The organism is Planktothrix pseudagardhii (genome assembly GCF_904830925.1).
GTDB lineage: Bacteria > Cyanobacteriota > Cyanobacteriia > Cyanobacteriales > Microcoleaceae > Planktothrix > Planktothrix tepida.
Map to the genome: position 1 here is coordinate 1,927,247 of NZ_LR882967.1, position 14,731 is coordinate 1,941,977.

Below are 14,731 nucleotides of genomic sequence, written 5' to 3' on the forward strand. Positions count from 1 at the left end.
TAACGGTTAACTCTTCCACTGATGACTGAACACCGATGACTGACAACACCTCTAATATCTAATACTTCAGGTGTATTGTGACTCCATCTAACGGTAGAGCCAGACGCGGAGGAGGGAGAGGAGTTGTTCTGTATCGACGGGTTTGGTAATATAGTCGGAAGCTCCAGCGTCAAGACATTTTTCCCGATCGCCTTGCATCGCTTTAGCCGTTAAGGCAATAATCGGTAAGCTCTCAAATTTAGGGACAGCCCGAATCGCTCGCATGGTTTCGTAACCGTCCATTTCGGGCATCATCACATCCATCAACACAATATCAATTCCGGTTGTGGCTTGTAATTTAGCGATCGCTTCTTTGCCATTTTCAGCATACATCACATCCATAAGATGTCGTTCTAACATACTGGTGATCGCATAAATATTTCGCACATCATCATCGACGACTAACACTTTCTTCCCGGCTAAAATCGCATCAGTTTGACGCAACACCTCCAGGATTTGTCGTTTTGCTTCCGGTAATTCCGCCGGAACTCGGTGCAGAAGTAAAGCTGTTAAATCCAGTAAACTTTCGGGAGATTTGGCGAATTTAAGAGTAATATTATTAGCCAAATTCTTCAGATTTGTTTCTTGCTTTTTCGTTAAGGGTTGAGGATGATAAAAGACAATCGGAATGGTACTTAAATTTTCTTCAGATTCTAACTGTTCTAGCCATTCTATTCCGTTCATATCTGTCAGTTGCCAACCGACCACCACAGTGTCAAACGGTTCGGCTTTTAGAGTTGTTAAAGCGGCTTCCCCAGCTTCAAAGGAAGAAATCGAAATATCCCCATTTCCGATAATATCAATAATACTCTGACGTTGTTCAGGATTGCCTTCTAGCATTAACAATTTTTTCACAGATGTTCCAATAAATGCCTTGAGTTTGGCAATATGTTCAACTAAGATTTCCCGGTTAATGGGTTTTTTCAAAAAGGTTAGAGCTCCGAGTTGTAAACTCCGATGTTGAGCATCTTCTTCGGAAATCACATAAACGGGAATGTGACGGGTTGTAATTTCATGTTTTAACCGATCTAAGACTGTCCAGCCCTCAACGCCGGGGAACTGTAAACCCAGAAGAATGGCTGAGGGTTTGAATTCCCGCGCCATGGTTAAACCCGCATCACTCGAACAAGCGACAATTCCTTTGAAACCCTGTTGTCGTGCCACTTCTAGGAGTAAACGTGCTTCAGCGACATCTTGATCAACTATCAGCAAAACGCGCTGGCCCGGTTGCAGAAGTTCTCGATCATCTCGAATTTTCACTCCCGCCGAAAGTTGAGCCTCGGTTTGGGGTCGAGCATAGGCTTGAGTCGCTTTCTGAACGAGGGTAGGCGTAGAAGCCAAAGAAGACTGTTCTTCTGGAGCAGTGTCGGTTAAGTTGCCGTTATTTTGGAGCTTTTGGGTTTCTGGTTCTGCCATTCTCAGATGTTCTGAAGGTAGGCTGATGGAACGCAAGGAACCGAAGGCTGCGGGTGTGGAGCGTAACCGTTCTCGAAAATGGGGGGAAGAGATCGGCCCGGTGGGACGGGTTTCTGAGGTTTCTTCGACCTCTTGAATTTGATAGTGATAGGGTAAATACAGGGTGAAATTACTACCCACTCCTAAAGTGCTGGTGAGGATAATTTCTCCCCCTAGAATTTGAGCGATTTCTCGACTAATTGATAATCCTAAACCCGTACCCCCATATTTGCGACTGGTGGTTCCATCGGCTTGTTGGAAGGCTTCAAAAATAATGCGTTGCTTTTCAGGAGGAACTCCAATTCCGGTATCAATGACCGAAAAAGCCACCACCATATCCGCTTGATTTAAAGTATTTTGTTCGTGACTCCAACCAAAGGTAACGAGTTCAACGCGCAGGGTAACTTGTCCTTTTTCAGTAAATTTAAAGGCATTGGAAAGCAGGTTTTTAAGAATTTGTTGCAGACGTTTGGGATCTGTGTAAATGCCTTTGGGGAGTTTAGAATCAAAGTCAACCAGGAAATTTAATCCTTTATCAACGGCAACTTGTCGGAAGGTTCGATCAATATAATTTTGCAGTTCGGAGAACAGAATTTGATCAATTTCAACGGAAATTGTACCGGATTCAATTTTAGCTAAATCTAAAATATCATTAATTAATCCGAGTAAATCGGTTCCGGCCGCATGAATAGTTTGGGCATATTCCACTTGTTTTAAGCTGAGGTTACTATCAGAATTTTCCGATAATAATCGCGCCAAGATTAACAAACTATTGAGAGGAGTTCGCAACTCATGGGACATATTTGCCAGAAATTCCGATTTATATTTAGAGGTTAAAGCCAGTTGCTCGGCTTTTTCTTCCAAAGACCGTCGAGCTTGTTCAATTTCTCCATTTTTCCGTTCAACTTCTGTATTTTGTTCAGCCAATAATCGTGCTTTTTCTTCGAGTTCTTCGTTTTTCTGTTGCAGTTCTTCCTGTTGACTTTTCAGCAGTTCTTCGGAGGCTTTTAAGGAACGGGCTTGTTGTTCTAATCGTTCATTGGTTTCGCGGAGTTCTTTTTGTTGACTTTGCAATTCTTCAGCCAAAGCTGTTGATTGTTTTAAGAGCTCTTCCGTTCGCATACTCGCCGCAATGGTATTTAACACAATGGCAATACTTTCTGTCAATTGATCAAAGAACATTAAGTGAATTTCACTAAAGCGCCGGAAGGATGCTAACTCAATTACTGCCGTAACTTGTCCTTCAAATAAAACGGGTAAAACCACTGCATTTAAAGGATTTGCTTCTCCTAATCCTGAACTAATTTTAATATAATTTTCAGGAACTTCAGTAATTAAAATTCGCTCTTTTTCTAAGGCACATTGTCCGACTAATCCTTCCCCTAAATGAAAGCGATTTGCTAAATGTTTCCGTTCCCGATAAGCGTAGGTACTGAGAAGTTTTAAATAGGATTGATTGTCTCCCGAGTCCATTAAATAAAAGACCCCATGTTGAGCCGAAACTAAGGGAGCTAATTCTGATAAAATCAGTTTAGAAACCGTTTCTAAATCTCGTTGACCTTGTAACATTCGAGTGAATTTAGCCAGGTTTGTTTTTAACCAATCTTGTTCGGTATTCTTTTGGGTTGTTTCTCGTAAATTGGCAATCATTTGGTTAATATTATCTTTAAGAATTGCCACTTCTCCTTGAGCTTCAACGGAAATAGATCGGGTTAAATCTCCTTTTGTAACAGCCGTTGCGACTTCTGCGATCGCCCTCACCTGAGTTGTTAAATTCGCCGCCAGTTCATTTACATTGTCCGTTAAGTCTCTCCAAGTTCCCGACGCCCCCGGTACTTTCGCCTGTCCGCCGAGTTTTCCTTCTATTCCTACTTCCCGCGCCACCGTTGTTACCTGGTCAGCAAAGGTCGCCAGAGTATCAATCATTTCGTTAATGGTATCAGCCAGGGTTTCAATTTCCCCCTTGGCTTCTAACATTAATTTGCGCTTCAAGTCCCCATTCGCAACAGCCGTCACCACCCGTGCAATACCCCGCACCTGGGCTGTTAGGTTTCCAGCCATTGAGTTAACATTATCCGTGAGGTCTTTCCAGGTTCCAGCTACCCCTCGCACTTCCGCTTGACCTCCGAGTTTTCCTTCGGTTCCCACTTCACGGGCTACCCGTGTAACTTCTGAAGCAAAGGAAGATAATTGATCCACCATTGTATTAATGGTATTTTTCAGATCGAGAATTTCACCCTTCACATCAACAGTAATTTTCTTCGACAGATCACCATTAGCAATAGCCGTCGCCACTTCTGCAATATTCCGCACTTGGGCTGTTAAATTTCCCGCCATTAAATTAACATTATCTGTCAAATCTTTCCAAGTTCCCGCCACCCCTTTTACATAAGCTTGAACCCCTAATTTTCCTTCAGTTCCCACCTCTCGCGCCACCCGTGTTACCTCTGAAGCAAAGGAGTTTAACTGGTCTACCATTGTATTAATCGTATTCTTCAGTTCTAAAATTTCACCCTTGACATCTACTGTAATTTTTTTCGATAAATCTCCATTAGCAACAGCCGTCGTTACTTCGGCAATATTCCTCACTTGAGCTGTTAAGGAACCCGCCATAAAGTTAACACTATCGGTTAAATCTTTCCAAGTTCCAGCCACCCCTCGAACTTCCGCTTGTACCCCTAATTTTCCTTCTGAACCGACTTCTCGCGCCACCCGTGTTACTTCAGATGCAAAGGAGTTTAATTGATCCACCATTGTATTAACAGTATTCTTCAGTTCTAAAATTTCACCTTTAACATCAACGGTAATTTTCTTCGATAAATCTCCATTCGCTACAGCCGTCGTTACCGCCGCAATATTCCGCACCTGGGCTGTTAAGGAACCCGCCATAAAATTAACACTATCCGTCAAATCTTTCCACGTTCCCGCCACCCCTCGAACATCCGCTTGTACCCCTAATTTTCCTTCTGAACCAACTTCTCGCGCCACCCGTGTTACTTCAGAAGCAAAGGAGGAAAGTTGATCCACCATAATATTAATAGTATTCTTCAGTTCTAAAATTTCACCCTTCACTTGAACGGTAATCTTTTTCGATAAATCACCATTAGCAATAGCCGTCGCAACTTCGGCAATATTCCGCACTTGGGCTGTGAGATTACTTGCCATTGAGTTAACATTATCGGTGAGATCTTTCCAGGTTCCTGCTACTCCTCGAACTTCCGCTTGAACCCCTAATTTTCCTTCCGTTCCCACCTCTCGCGCCACCCGTGTTACTTCTGACGCAAAGGATGATAATTGATCCACCATTGTATTAATAGTATTCTTCAGTTCTAAGATTTCACCCTTAACATCAACGGTAATTTTCTTAGACAGATCTCCATTAGCTACAGCCGTCGTTACTTCTGCAATGTTTCTCACCTGTGCAGTTAAATTTCCCGCCATTGAGTTAACACTATCGGTCAAATCTTTCCAAGTACCTGCAACTCCTCGAACTTCCGCCTGTACGCCTAACTTGCCTTCTGTTCCTACTTCCCTTGCAACTCTTGTTACCTCTGACGCAAAGGAATTTAACTGGTCTACCATTGTATTAATCGTATTCTTTAATTCTAAAATTTCACCCTTCACATCAACAGTAATTTTCTTAGACAGATCCCCATTAGCAACAGCCGTCGTTACTTCCGCAATATTTCGCACTTGTCCCGTTAAGGAACTCGCCATAAAATTAACACTATCGGTCAAATCTTTCCAAGTACCTGCAACCCCTCGAACTTCCGCCTGTCCTCCGAGTTTTCCTTCTGAACCCACTTCTCGCGCCACCCGTGTTACTTCGGAAGCGAAGGAGTTAAGTTGATCCACCATAATATTAACGGTGTTTTTCAGTTCTAAAATTTCACCTTTAACATCAACTGTAATTTTTTTCGATAAATCTCCATTCGCAATAGCAGTGGCAACTTCCGCAATATTCCTTACCTGTCCCGTTAAGTTTCCCGCCATTGAGTTAACACTATCGGTGAGATCTTTCCAAGTCCCTGCAACCCCTCGAACTTCCGCTTGTACACCTAATTTCCCTTCCGTTCCCACCTCTCGCGCCACCCGCGTTACCTCTGAAGCAAAGGAATTTAACTGATCCACCATTGTATTAATCGTATTCTTCAGTTCTAAAATTTCACCCTTAACATCTACTGTAATTTTTTTCGATAAATCTCCATTCGCTACCGCCGTCGTTACTTCGGCAATATTTCGCACTTGGGCTGTTAAGGAACCTGCCATAAAATTAACACTATCCGTCAAATCTTTCCAAGTTCCTGCAACGCCTCGAACTTCTGCTTGTCCTCCCAATTTTCCATCTGCACCGACTTCTCGCGCCACCCGTGTTACTTCAGAAGCAAAGGAGTTTAATTGGTCTACCATTGTGTTAATCGTATTTTTCAGTTCGAGAATTTCACCCTTAACATCAACGGTAATTTTTTTCGATAAATCTCCATTCGCTACCGCCGTCGTTACTTCTGCAATATTCCGCACTTGGGCTGTTAAGTTTCCTGCCATTAAATTAACATTATCCGTCAAATCTTTCCACGTTCCCGCCACCCCTTTTACTTCTGCTTGAACGCCTAATTTTCCTTCGGTTCCCACTTCCCGTGCTACCCGTGTTACTTCTGATGCAAAGGAGTTTAATTGGTCTACCATTGTATTAACGGTATTTTTGAGTTCGAGAATTTCCCCTTTAACATCAACGGTAATTTTTTTCGATAAATCTCCATTAGCAATAGCCGTGGCAACTTCGGCAATATTTCTCACCTGTCCGGTCAAGTTTCCCGCCATTAAATTAACGTTATCGGTGAGATCTTTCCAGGTTCCAGCTACTCCTTGAACTTCCGCTTGAACGCCTAATTTTCCTTCGGTTCCCACTTCCCGTGCTACCCGTGTGACTTCTGAAGCAAAGGAAGAGAGTTGATCCACCATAGTATTAACAATTTTGGCGGTTTGTAGAAATTCGCCTTTGAGGGGCCTATCCTCTATATCTAAAGCCATTTTTTGGGACAGATCCCCATTGGCTACCGCCCGAATAACACGGGCCGTTTCTGAGGTGGGTTGGACGAGATCGGTGATCAGGGTATTTACGGAGTTAACGCTGGCTTCCCAAGACCCTCCCGCAGAACCGAGGGTAGCCCGTTGATTAATTTGGCCTTCTTTACCGACAACTTTGCTGATGCGTTCGAGTTCGGCGGCCATTCTTTGGTTGAGTTCAATAATATCATTGAGGGTATCGGCAACTTTTCCCGCTATTCCGGTTTGATCTAAAGGCATTCGCACGGAAAAGTCGCCTTTTTTAACCGCGACTAAGGTTTTGAGGAGTTGTTTTTCATCAAGTTGATCGCTGACTTTGGCTAATTGTGTTGTAGACATAAGCTGACGTTTAGAAGGTATTATTTTTAATAGAAGAAAATTGATGACTTAGACTAATTTCTGAAATGAGATGGCAACTATTATCAGGTATAAACCTATTCCAAGTATCTCTATCTAAAGATAGAAGACTTATAATCTGAAGTCCTGCTAATCTTGTTATTTAGGGTTATTAATATAATTCAAGACTTCCTCAACACAATCATCACTTTTAGGAAGTTTTAAAATAGCGTTTAGAACATAGCCAATCTTTTGTTTTTTCCCTAAGTAGAGACACGCCATGGCACGTCTCTACATGGGTTTTAGGAAAACATCTGTAGGATTATAATTTAAGGATTTTATATTAAACCCCCCAGGAACTCTGTTTTTAAGAGTTGGGGGATGTAAAACTTGAGAAAAGTTAATAGTCAACCGTCAACAGTTTTAAAAGCTGCTATTAGCGGGAGATAGATTATTTTGATAGCCATCCTGAATACCGACTCGATAACCGGAGGTATAGCCTGTTCTATATTCCGAACTTGTACCCGGAACACTGGCGTTTACAGCATTGGGGCTAGGAGTTGGATTAGAAGGATTTGTGTTAGGATTACTGGAATTATAATTTTGAATTTGTTGTACTCCTTGTTGATAGCCATCATTAAAGCCTTGGACACATTCTGTGGCGTTATTATCTCCTGTATATCCTGTACAAACGCTTGTCCTAATGGGTACAGGAACAGCCCCAACGGTCAAAGGATAACTGAGGAGTAAAGTTGATACTCCTAATAACATTTTAATTCCGTTTTTTGATAAATCTTGAATCCGTTTCATTTGTGTCCCTTAACCTCCATTAATCTTCATAATCATTCCCTTAAGGTAAGAGAAAAGACTGAGATTAGGATTCTCTCAAAAGGTTGAAGTTTACCTCAAGATTTAGTCTGTCTTAATGAAGAACTGAGCAGAGGAGGAAAAATACTGGTTTAGTAATTCAGTTGCTAAATGTTCAGCTTGTTCCCGAATTTCTCGAACTGCGGTTGTTTCCCAGCGACATCCTTTACAGGGAGAACCTAAAGTATATAATTGTTGAGAAATATTTCCCTGTTGATCTATTAACGCCCCATTTTCAGCGACCTCTAAACCTAAGTTTAATTGATCAGAACGAATTAAACCCATTTTCAATAAGTTAACAAGCAGGGGATGTTTAAGTGTCTGATAGTTAACGCCAGAACCCGTACAATTTACGACTAAACTGACTCGTAAATTTAATAATTTCTGATTGTGTTTTTCACGAATGATGACTTCTACACTATCAGGATTTTCAAAATAATCTAAAATGCGAGCCGCATGAAAAATTACCTGTTTCTGGTTTAATAAGTCTTGAATCTGTTGATAAATCATGGGTGCAACTCGATGGCGGCACACATCCCAATAAGGTTGAACATGGCGCAAAAATCGGGATTTTTCTTGAGGGGAAAGCTGATTCCAAATCGATTGAGTTTCTGGTCGTAATGAATCAATTACGGCTCTCCAATCATACCCTTTTTGGGCAGCCTTTTCAATTTCTAATCGAACTTTATGGTATAATTGACGGATAGTTATTGGTGCAGATTTTGCATTTAAGAAAGGGGGAAAGGGTTCTACTGTTGCGTGAGCTTGGGGAAATAAACCCCGTCGAGAAACAACATAAATTTTTCCCTGATAATCTTGTTCTTTTAAGGAGACAATCATATCAATGGCTGTTAATCCTGAGCCAATTAATAAAATGGGTTCTGTCAGCGATCGCAAAGGTAATTTGGATTCAGACCAAGCCCAAGGAATATAACGAGAACTCTGATAAAATGAAGGATTAGAAATAGAAGGATTAGCGGGGGGAAAATTCCCAATCGCTAAAACAGATTGATCAACAGTAAGTTGCTTTCCACTGCTTAAGGTAATGATTAAATAATCAGGGGTTTGATGAAGGGCGATCGCTTCATCTCGAACTCGGTATAAACGCACTCCCATCGCCGCTTTTTGTTCAGCATTCTGTAAAATTGAACGTAAATATTCACCATAAAAACGTCGAGGAACAAAAGTTTCAGATGTAATTAACTGTTCTGGATAACGAGTATTAAGCCAGTGGATAAAATGATTCGGTTGATCGGAAAATGCACTCATTTTTCCCGTAGGAACGTTGAGTAAATGCTGATCTGAAACGGTACTATAGGCAATTCCTTCACCAAATTGGGGTCTGTGTTCAATTAAATAGATATCTAAAGGATAAGTTGTTTTTTGTAGGAGATGAATTGCCACCATCACCCCACTAAAACCACCACCTACAATCGCAACGCTTTGAGTCATAAATCAAAATAAAGTTGATCGTGAATTGTCAGCCATCCAGCATAGAGCTTGATAGAAATCAACTGCTATCCCGGAGAGTGGTAGCAGTTGATTAGCTGAGTTTAAGTCTAAATGTATTTTAATTGTATCGTAATACATTTGAAAAGTAAAGACAATCCATCAGACATGACAGGATAGGATGGATCACCATCGGGAAGCGGGTTAATCACATCCTGAATTCTTGATATTTCCGTCGTAAGTCCCTAAAAAGGGGAGATTCTAAAGACGTGAACTTTCGCCTCCAGACGGGCAAATTTTCAGAACATTCGTTACCCTGGACTTAGGCGCAAAATATTTCCAGTTTTAGTCCTAGATTACAAATGACATAGACAACAAGAAAACGTCCCGTTCTCCTTAGCTCCCAAATCCCAACTCCAGAATCATAATGACTCAGGAATTTCACATTTCCGTCACCCCGGTTGGGGACAATCAATATTTAGTGCGAACAGAAAAAGTCGCATCCGGTGTTCCTTTAGCCGAAGAACAAGTTAAATGGCCTGTGGATGAATGGTTAGCCCACACTCGCCAATTAATGAATGATCCTCTTTTAGGGTTATTAGAAGGCCAAACGGTGGCTCCGTTTCGGGCTGTGGGGAAAAAAACAGAAACTCAATTAACCAGTGACCCCCCTTTATTAAGTTTAGTTGAATTGGGTCAACAGCTTTATCATGGGTTATTTCAAGGAACGTTACGCGATAGTTGGACTTGCGCCCAAGCGATCTCCCAAAATCGTCGGGAATTATTACAATTACGATTAGGCTTAAAAGGTAGACGGTTATCGAGTTTGCCTTGGGAAGTGTTACACGCCGCAGATCGTCCTATAGCAACAGGAACGGATGTGGTGTTTTCCCGTTACCAACCGGGGATGAATTCTATTCTCCACACCCAGGTTAGAAAACCCAATCAACCCTTAAAAATTTTAATCGCCATTGCGGCACCCACTGACCAGGACACGCTACACCTGAAGCGGGAAGTGCTGCATTTACAAGAAGAACTACGACGGGAAAATGGACGCAGTAGAAATACCTTAGAACCGACAACTCCTGATATTCAACTGACTATTTTAGAACAACCCGATCGCGAACAACTCACCCAAGCCTTAGAACAAGGTCAATATCAAGTTTTTCATTACGCCGGACATAGCAATTTAGGTGCTTCTGGGGGAGAATTATATTTAGTCAGTCGTCGGACGGGGTTAACAGAAACCCTGAGTGGGGATGATTTAGCAGGATTATTAGTCAATAATGGGGTGCAGATGGTGGTGTTAAATTCCTGTCGGGGAGCCTATGGAAATACACCCAATGTAAGTGATGATACCGCCCAATTGAATCTGGCTGAATATGCGGTGAAGCGGGGAATTCCAGGGGTGTTAGCGATGGCTGAACGCATTCCCGATGATGTGGCATTGACCTTAACGCGGTTATTATATCGAAATCTGAATCAGGGTTATCCGATTGATTTAAGTTTAAGTCGAGCTAGACAAGGATTAATTTCCTCTTACGGTTCCCATCAATTGTATTGGGCTTTACCGATTTTATATTTACATCGAGAATTTGATGGATATTTAACTGCAAGTCAACCCCATGATTCTATTCTGGAAGTCCCAGAATTTTTACCCTTGCCTTCTACTCCTGCCGAACAAGGCTTAAAGTTAAAACCACCTTCTAAAACCCTATCATTATCTGAATGGGATAGTATGAACGAGGATGATGTTGAAGAGCTATTAGATGATTTGGTTTATGATGATAATTTAGGCGATCTCGTTGAAGATCGATTAGATGATTTTGTCCCTGAAAATGAGGGAAGAAATGAATTAGGAAATACAGATTTTATTGGGGATTTTTTGCGTCAGTCAACGGTGACAGAACCTACACCAAAACCGACAACGGTTGAAAAATCCGACTCGTTCAAGTTAACGTCAGTCTCGCCAAAATCAACTTCTTCTCCATCGGGTATCACCTCTGTTGATGGGTTAAAGGGAAAACGATTATTATGGGGACTTCCGTTGATCTTCCTGGCTCTCGGTTTTGGGATTTGGTTCGGTCAAAATCAAGCTTTACAATCGCAACGATTAGACCGTGAAGGAACGTCTTCTGAAACCACCTTAGTTCGAGCGAATTCTAATCAACCTCAAGCTACAGATTTAAAAACAGCTAATACAGATTATGTTTTAGGTATTGCCGTTGAACAATTTTATCAAAGAAATCTATTAGCAGCAGAAGAAGCTACCACAGAATTATTAGATCGAGGCGCATTAGAAAAAGCAAAATCGGCATTAGCGGCGGTACAGGTTCAGGATCTCAATCATCCGATTGTTAATTTTCTCAATGGTCGGTTAGCTTGGCAATCCATTCAACAGGGAAGTACAGATTATAAAATTGATGATGTGCGTCGATATTGGGAAAAAGCTGCTCAACAAAATCCTCAATCTGTTGAATATAAAAATGCCTTGGGTTTTGCTTATTATACCGAAGGAAAGTTAGAGAATGCCTATCAAGCTTGGACTCAAGTTTTAGAGATTTCTGAACCTGCTTTAGTGGGGAAAGCGAAACCGGGAACGGCTAATAATACACTAACTCAAGTACAACAACACGATAAGTTAACCGCTTATGCAGGTTTAGGATTGGTTTGGCGTAAATTTTCTCAAACTTTACCTCAAAAACAACAAAAATTTATGTTAAGTAAAGCGGCTAAATTTGGTGATAAAGTTATGAGTGAATCTCCCACAGAATTTAAAACCAATCAATTATCTAAAAATTGGATGTGGTCTAAAGAGTTAATTCGAGATTGGCAATTATTACAAGAAAACAAATAGATGATTAATCAATCAAATCAACAAAACTTAACAAAGTTACACAATTATTAGCTATAGCAGTCACGGAAATACCATGATTGATAGAAGTTGATACAGCAAACCTAGGCGGGAAAGTCTTTTTCACCTGGTTTCATCCAGTTTTTTATGATAAATGTAAATTAAATGTAAATTTTTCCAACTATTTTCAACACGGCTATAGAAATCCTAAATTATTTGTGGAATAATCCTTTAGGAGGATGACATAACGAACCCATTAAGTTAAATCCCCTGCACTGAAAAAATGAATAGTAATAAAACCTTACATCCCTTAGTAATTGCCCAAGCTGTAAAGACAGTTTCGGATGGCACAAAAGAGAGAGAAAAGCTATTTTGGCAGCAATGGGGGTACTATCGAGATTATCTTTATCATTGCTGTCTGAAATGGATGAGAGGGAATGCTATTGATGCCGAAGAGGTACTCAGCCAAGCGATGCTCAAAGCCCTAGAGAAGCTTAAACAAGGCAGTGATATCATTGCTAACTTTAAAGCTTGGTTGACCCGACTAACCTATAACCTCTGTATGGATAAACATCGAGAATACAAGATGTTAGGTAATCGGGTTGAGAGCTTGGAAATAATTGTTGAAAAAGGGGATGATGGGCTTGTTTCGTCCTCCAAGAGTCCTGAAAGTTGGGCTTTGGAGTGCGAACTAGCAATAATTATTCACCGTGTGATTGAGGATTTGCCACCTAGACTGCGGGAACCCTTTGTCCTGCACTTCATTGAAGAGAAATCCTATCAGGACATAGCACAAGAACTAAAGATATCCTACAACAACCTTTGCAAACGGATTTCACAAGCACGACGAATTGTGCAAAAACGATTGACAAGGTATTTGTCAGGGTTAGAAAAATCTTCTCTATTGCCTTTTAACTTATCCGGCAAAAAAAAGATAACCGCAGTAGAGAGTTTCGACTCGGATGCAATGATCAGGACTGACTCAGAGATGACCCTACCTTCGCGACAAAAAGAGGGCTTTGATCGTTTCCTTAATTATCAACTAAGTGCAATATGTCTCGAAACACTGCCTCATGCTTGGTATCACTCACCCAGTCCTCTGGGGTGGAATTGAATATTCACCTAGTTTTAGAAGAAAAACCAACCCGACAACACCAGAAACTGAAAACATTAAGTCAGTATGTGCAGCAGTATCCCTCTGGCTGGAAAAAAAGGTTGGAATTAGCTAATTTGTTCTACGCCACGGGTCAATGGTCGCTGGCGATTGAAGAGTATCACAAAGTCCTTGAACGACAACCCCAATTAATAAATCTGTGGTTGAAGTTGGGGAAACTTTTGGAACTCATGCAACGGAAAACTGAGGCAATTAAGGTTTATGAAAGAGCCTTAGCTTTCTCAGAAACTGAAGCTTTAAGCAAGAACATTAGCGGATTGATTGCTATTTGTCAAGGTGATACGGAAAAAGCCATTATTGCGTTTGAAACTGCGGCTAACCTAGAACCAGATAACACTGCTTACTGGCTGGCTGTGGGACAATTGCAGATGGGGAGAGAGAATCCTATAGGGGCTTTACAAGCCTTTAACAGGATTTTGTCCATCAACCCAGATGATATTGTGGCTTTAATTCATAGCTATGATGGACTGCTCCAACTGGGGAATTATCAGGAAGCACAGCGACGACTGAATCAATTAATCGTCTTAGCTCCTGATGATTTGCAGGTACTTCAACGACAGTTGGATTGGCGTTGCACGATGAGGTGGGTATCTGGTGAAAAGGGCAAGCAGACTAAACAGATGATTAGCTCTGCTTTACGACAGGCACCTCATGGAGCCGCAGTCCATAAATCCTTAGCTTATTACCACATTTTTCGAGGAGATTGGGAGCAAGGAGTCAGGGTGTTAACAGAGTTTACTGAAGAACACCCTAATAATCCTCGTGGTTGGTATTACTATGGGCTGTGTTTATTTCACCGGGGGGATTATCAGAGTGCAGTTAAAGTGATGCTGAAAGCTTATCGTCTCTATCCCAATGATTGTGAAATCTATCGAGCCTTGTGTGAAATTTTGATTACCTCTACCCAAGTTTCTCTCCAAGCAGAAGAGGAAAGTCTTGCTTTGATCGTGCAAGAAATGCTGGAGCGATTTCCTGAACGTTGGAGTGTTTGGCCGACAGCAGGGCGGGTGCTGGTGCAAAACTTTAAGGAGATTGAGAGGGGATGTCGTATTTCTTTCCAGGGAACTCAACTTCAGCCTCTGTTACCGGATGCTTGGTTTCGTCATGGCCGAGTGTTGGCTTTAGCCCATAAACACCAAGAAGCGGTGGAGGTACTACAACAAGGATGGCAGTTTTTACCCGAAAATGGGGGATATCTGCAATTTGTCTCGGCTGCGGTGTGGCTAGGAGAAAGTTATCGGGTACTGGGGAATGATGGGGCGAGTCACCAGTGGTGGGAAGAAGCTTGCGTGCGAAGTCAGGAACTGAGGATGTTCAACCCCGTTATAGCTGATTACTGGTTAGGGAGGGCTTTAGAGGGGTTAGGGGATGTTGTAGGGGCAATCAAGGTTTATCGCAATGCCTTGAGTCAACAGTTACTTTATCCGGCTCGTGGGGAGGTTGAAGTGGCTTTGAAACGGCTAAAAGCTTTATTGCGGAAGGATTAACCG

Annotated in this window: 7 protein-coding genes; 3 read left to right on the forward strand and 4 right to left on the reverse strand. The window is 41.7% G+C overall.

Annotated features, from left to right (window positions below):
- Positions 1-87: 87 nt before the first annotated feature.
- From NMK36_RS08245 to NMK36_RS08255, 4 genes are all read right to left on the reverse strand, one after another.
- Complete coding sequence (locus NMK36_RS08245) at positions 88-6,900, reverse strand: HAMP domain-containing protein (RefSeq protein WP_254173504.1); 6,813 nt, start codon at positions 6,898-6,900, stop codon at positions 88-90.
- Positions 6,901-7,056: 156 nt separating this feature from the next.
- The gene (locus NMK36_RS28760; protein ID WP_281250357.1) at positions 7,057-7,179 is read right to left on the reverse strand and encodes a hypothetical protein; all 123 of its coding nucleotides are present in this window, start codon (positions 7,177-7,179) and stop codon (positions 7,057-7,059) included.
- A 141-nt stretch (positions 7,180-7,320) separates the two neighbouring features.
- On the reverse strand, positions 7,321-7,707 hold the full coding sequence (locus NMK36_RS08250) for a hypothetical protein (protein ID WP_072720905.1): 387 nt from the start codon (positions 7,705-7,707) through the stop codon (positions 7,321-7,323).
- Between the two features lie 102 nt (positions 7,708-7,809).
- Positions 7,810-9,216: an FAD/NAD(P)-binding protein gene (locus tag NMK36_RS08255; protein WP_072720907.1), complete on the reverse strand. Its 1,407-nt coding sequence runs from the start codon at positions 9,214-9,216 to the stop codon at positions 7,810-7,812.
- Positions 9,217-9,640: 424 nt separating this feature from the next.
- Here NMK36_RS08255 and NMK36_RS08260 point away from each other — a divergent pair, with 424 nt between their 5' ends.
- From NMK36_RS08260 to NMK36_RS08270, 3 genes are all read left to right on the forward strand, one after another.
- Complete coding sequence (locus NMK36_RS08260; protein WP_254173505.1) at positions 9,641-12,070, forward strand: CHAT domain-containing protein; 2,430 nt, start codon at positions 9,641-9,643, stop codon at positions 12,068-12,070.
- Positions 12,071-12,350: 280 nt separating this feature from the next.
- The gene (locus NMK36_RS08265; protein ID WP_254173506.1) at positions 12,351-13,181 is read left to right on the forward strand and encodes an RNA polymerase sigma factor; all 831 of its coding nucleotides are present in this window, start codon (positions 12,351-12,353) and stop codon (positions 13,179-13,181) included.
- On the forward strand, positions 13,172-14,728 hold the full coding sequence (locus tag NMK36_RS08270; RefSeq protein WP_254173507.1) for a tetratricopeptide repeat protein: 1,557 nt from the start codon (positions 13,172-13,174) through the stop codon (positions 14,726-14,728). Before NMK36_RS08265 ends, NMK36_RS08270 begins: the two co-directional genes overlap by 10 nt.
- Positions 14,729-14,731: the final 3 nt, after the last annotated feature.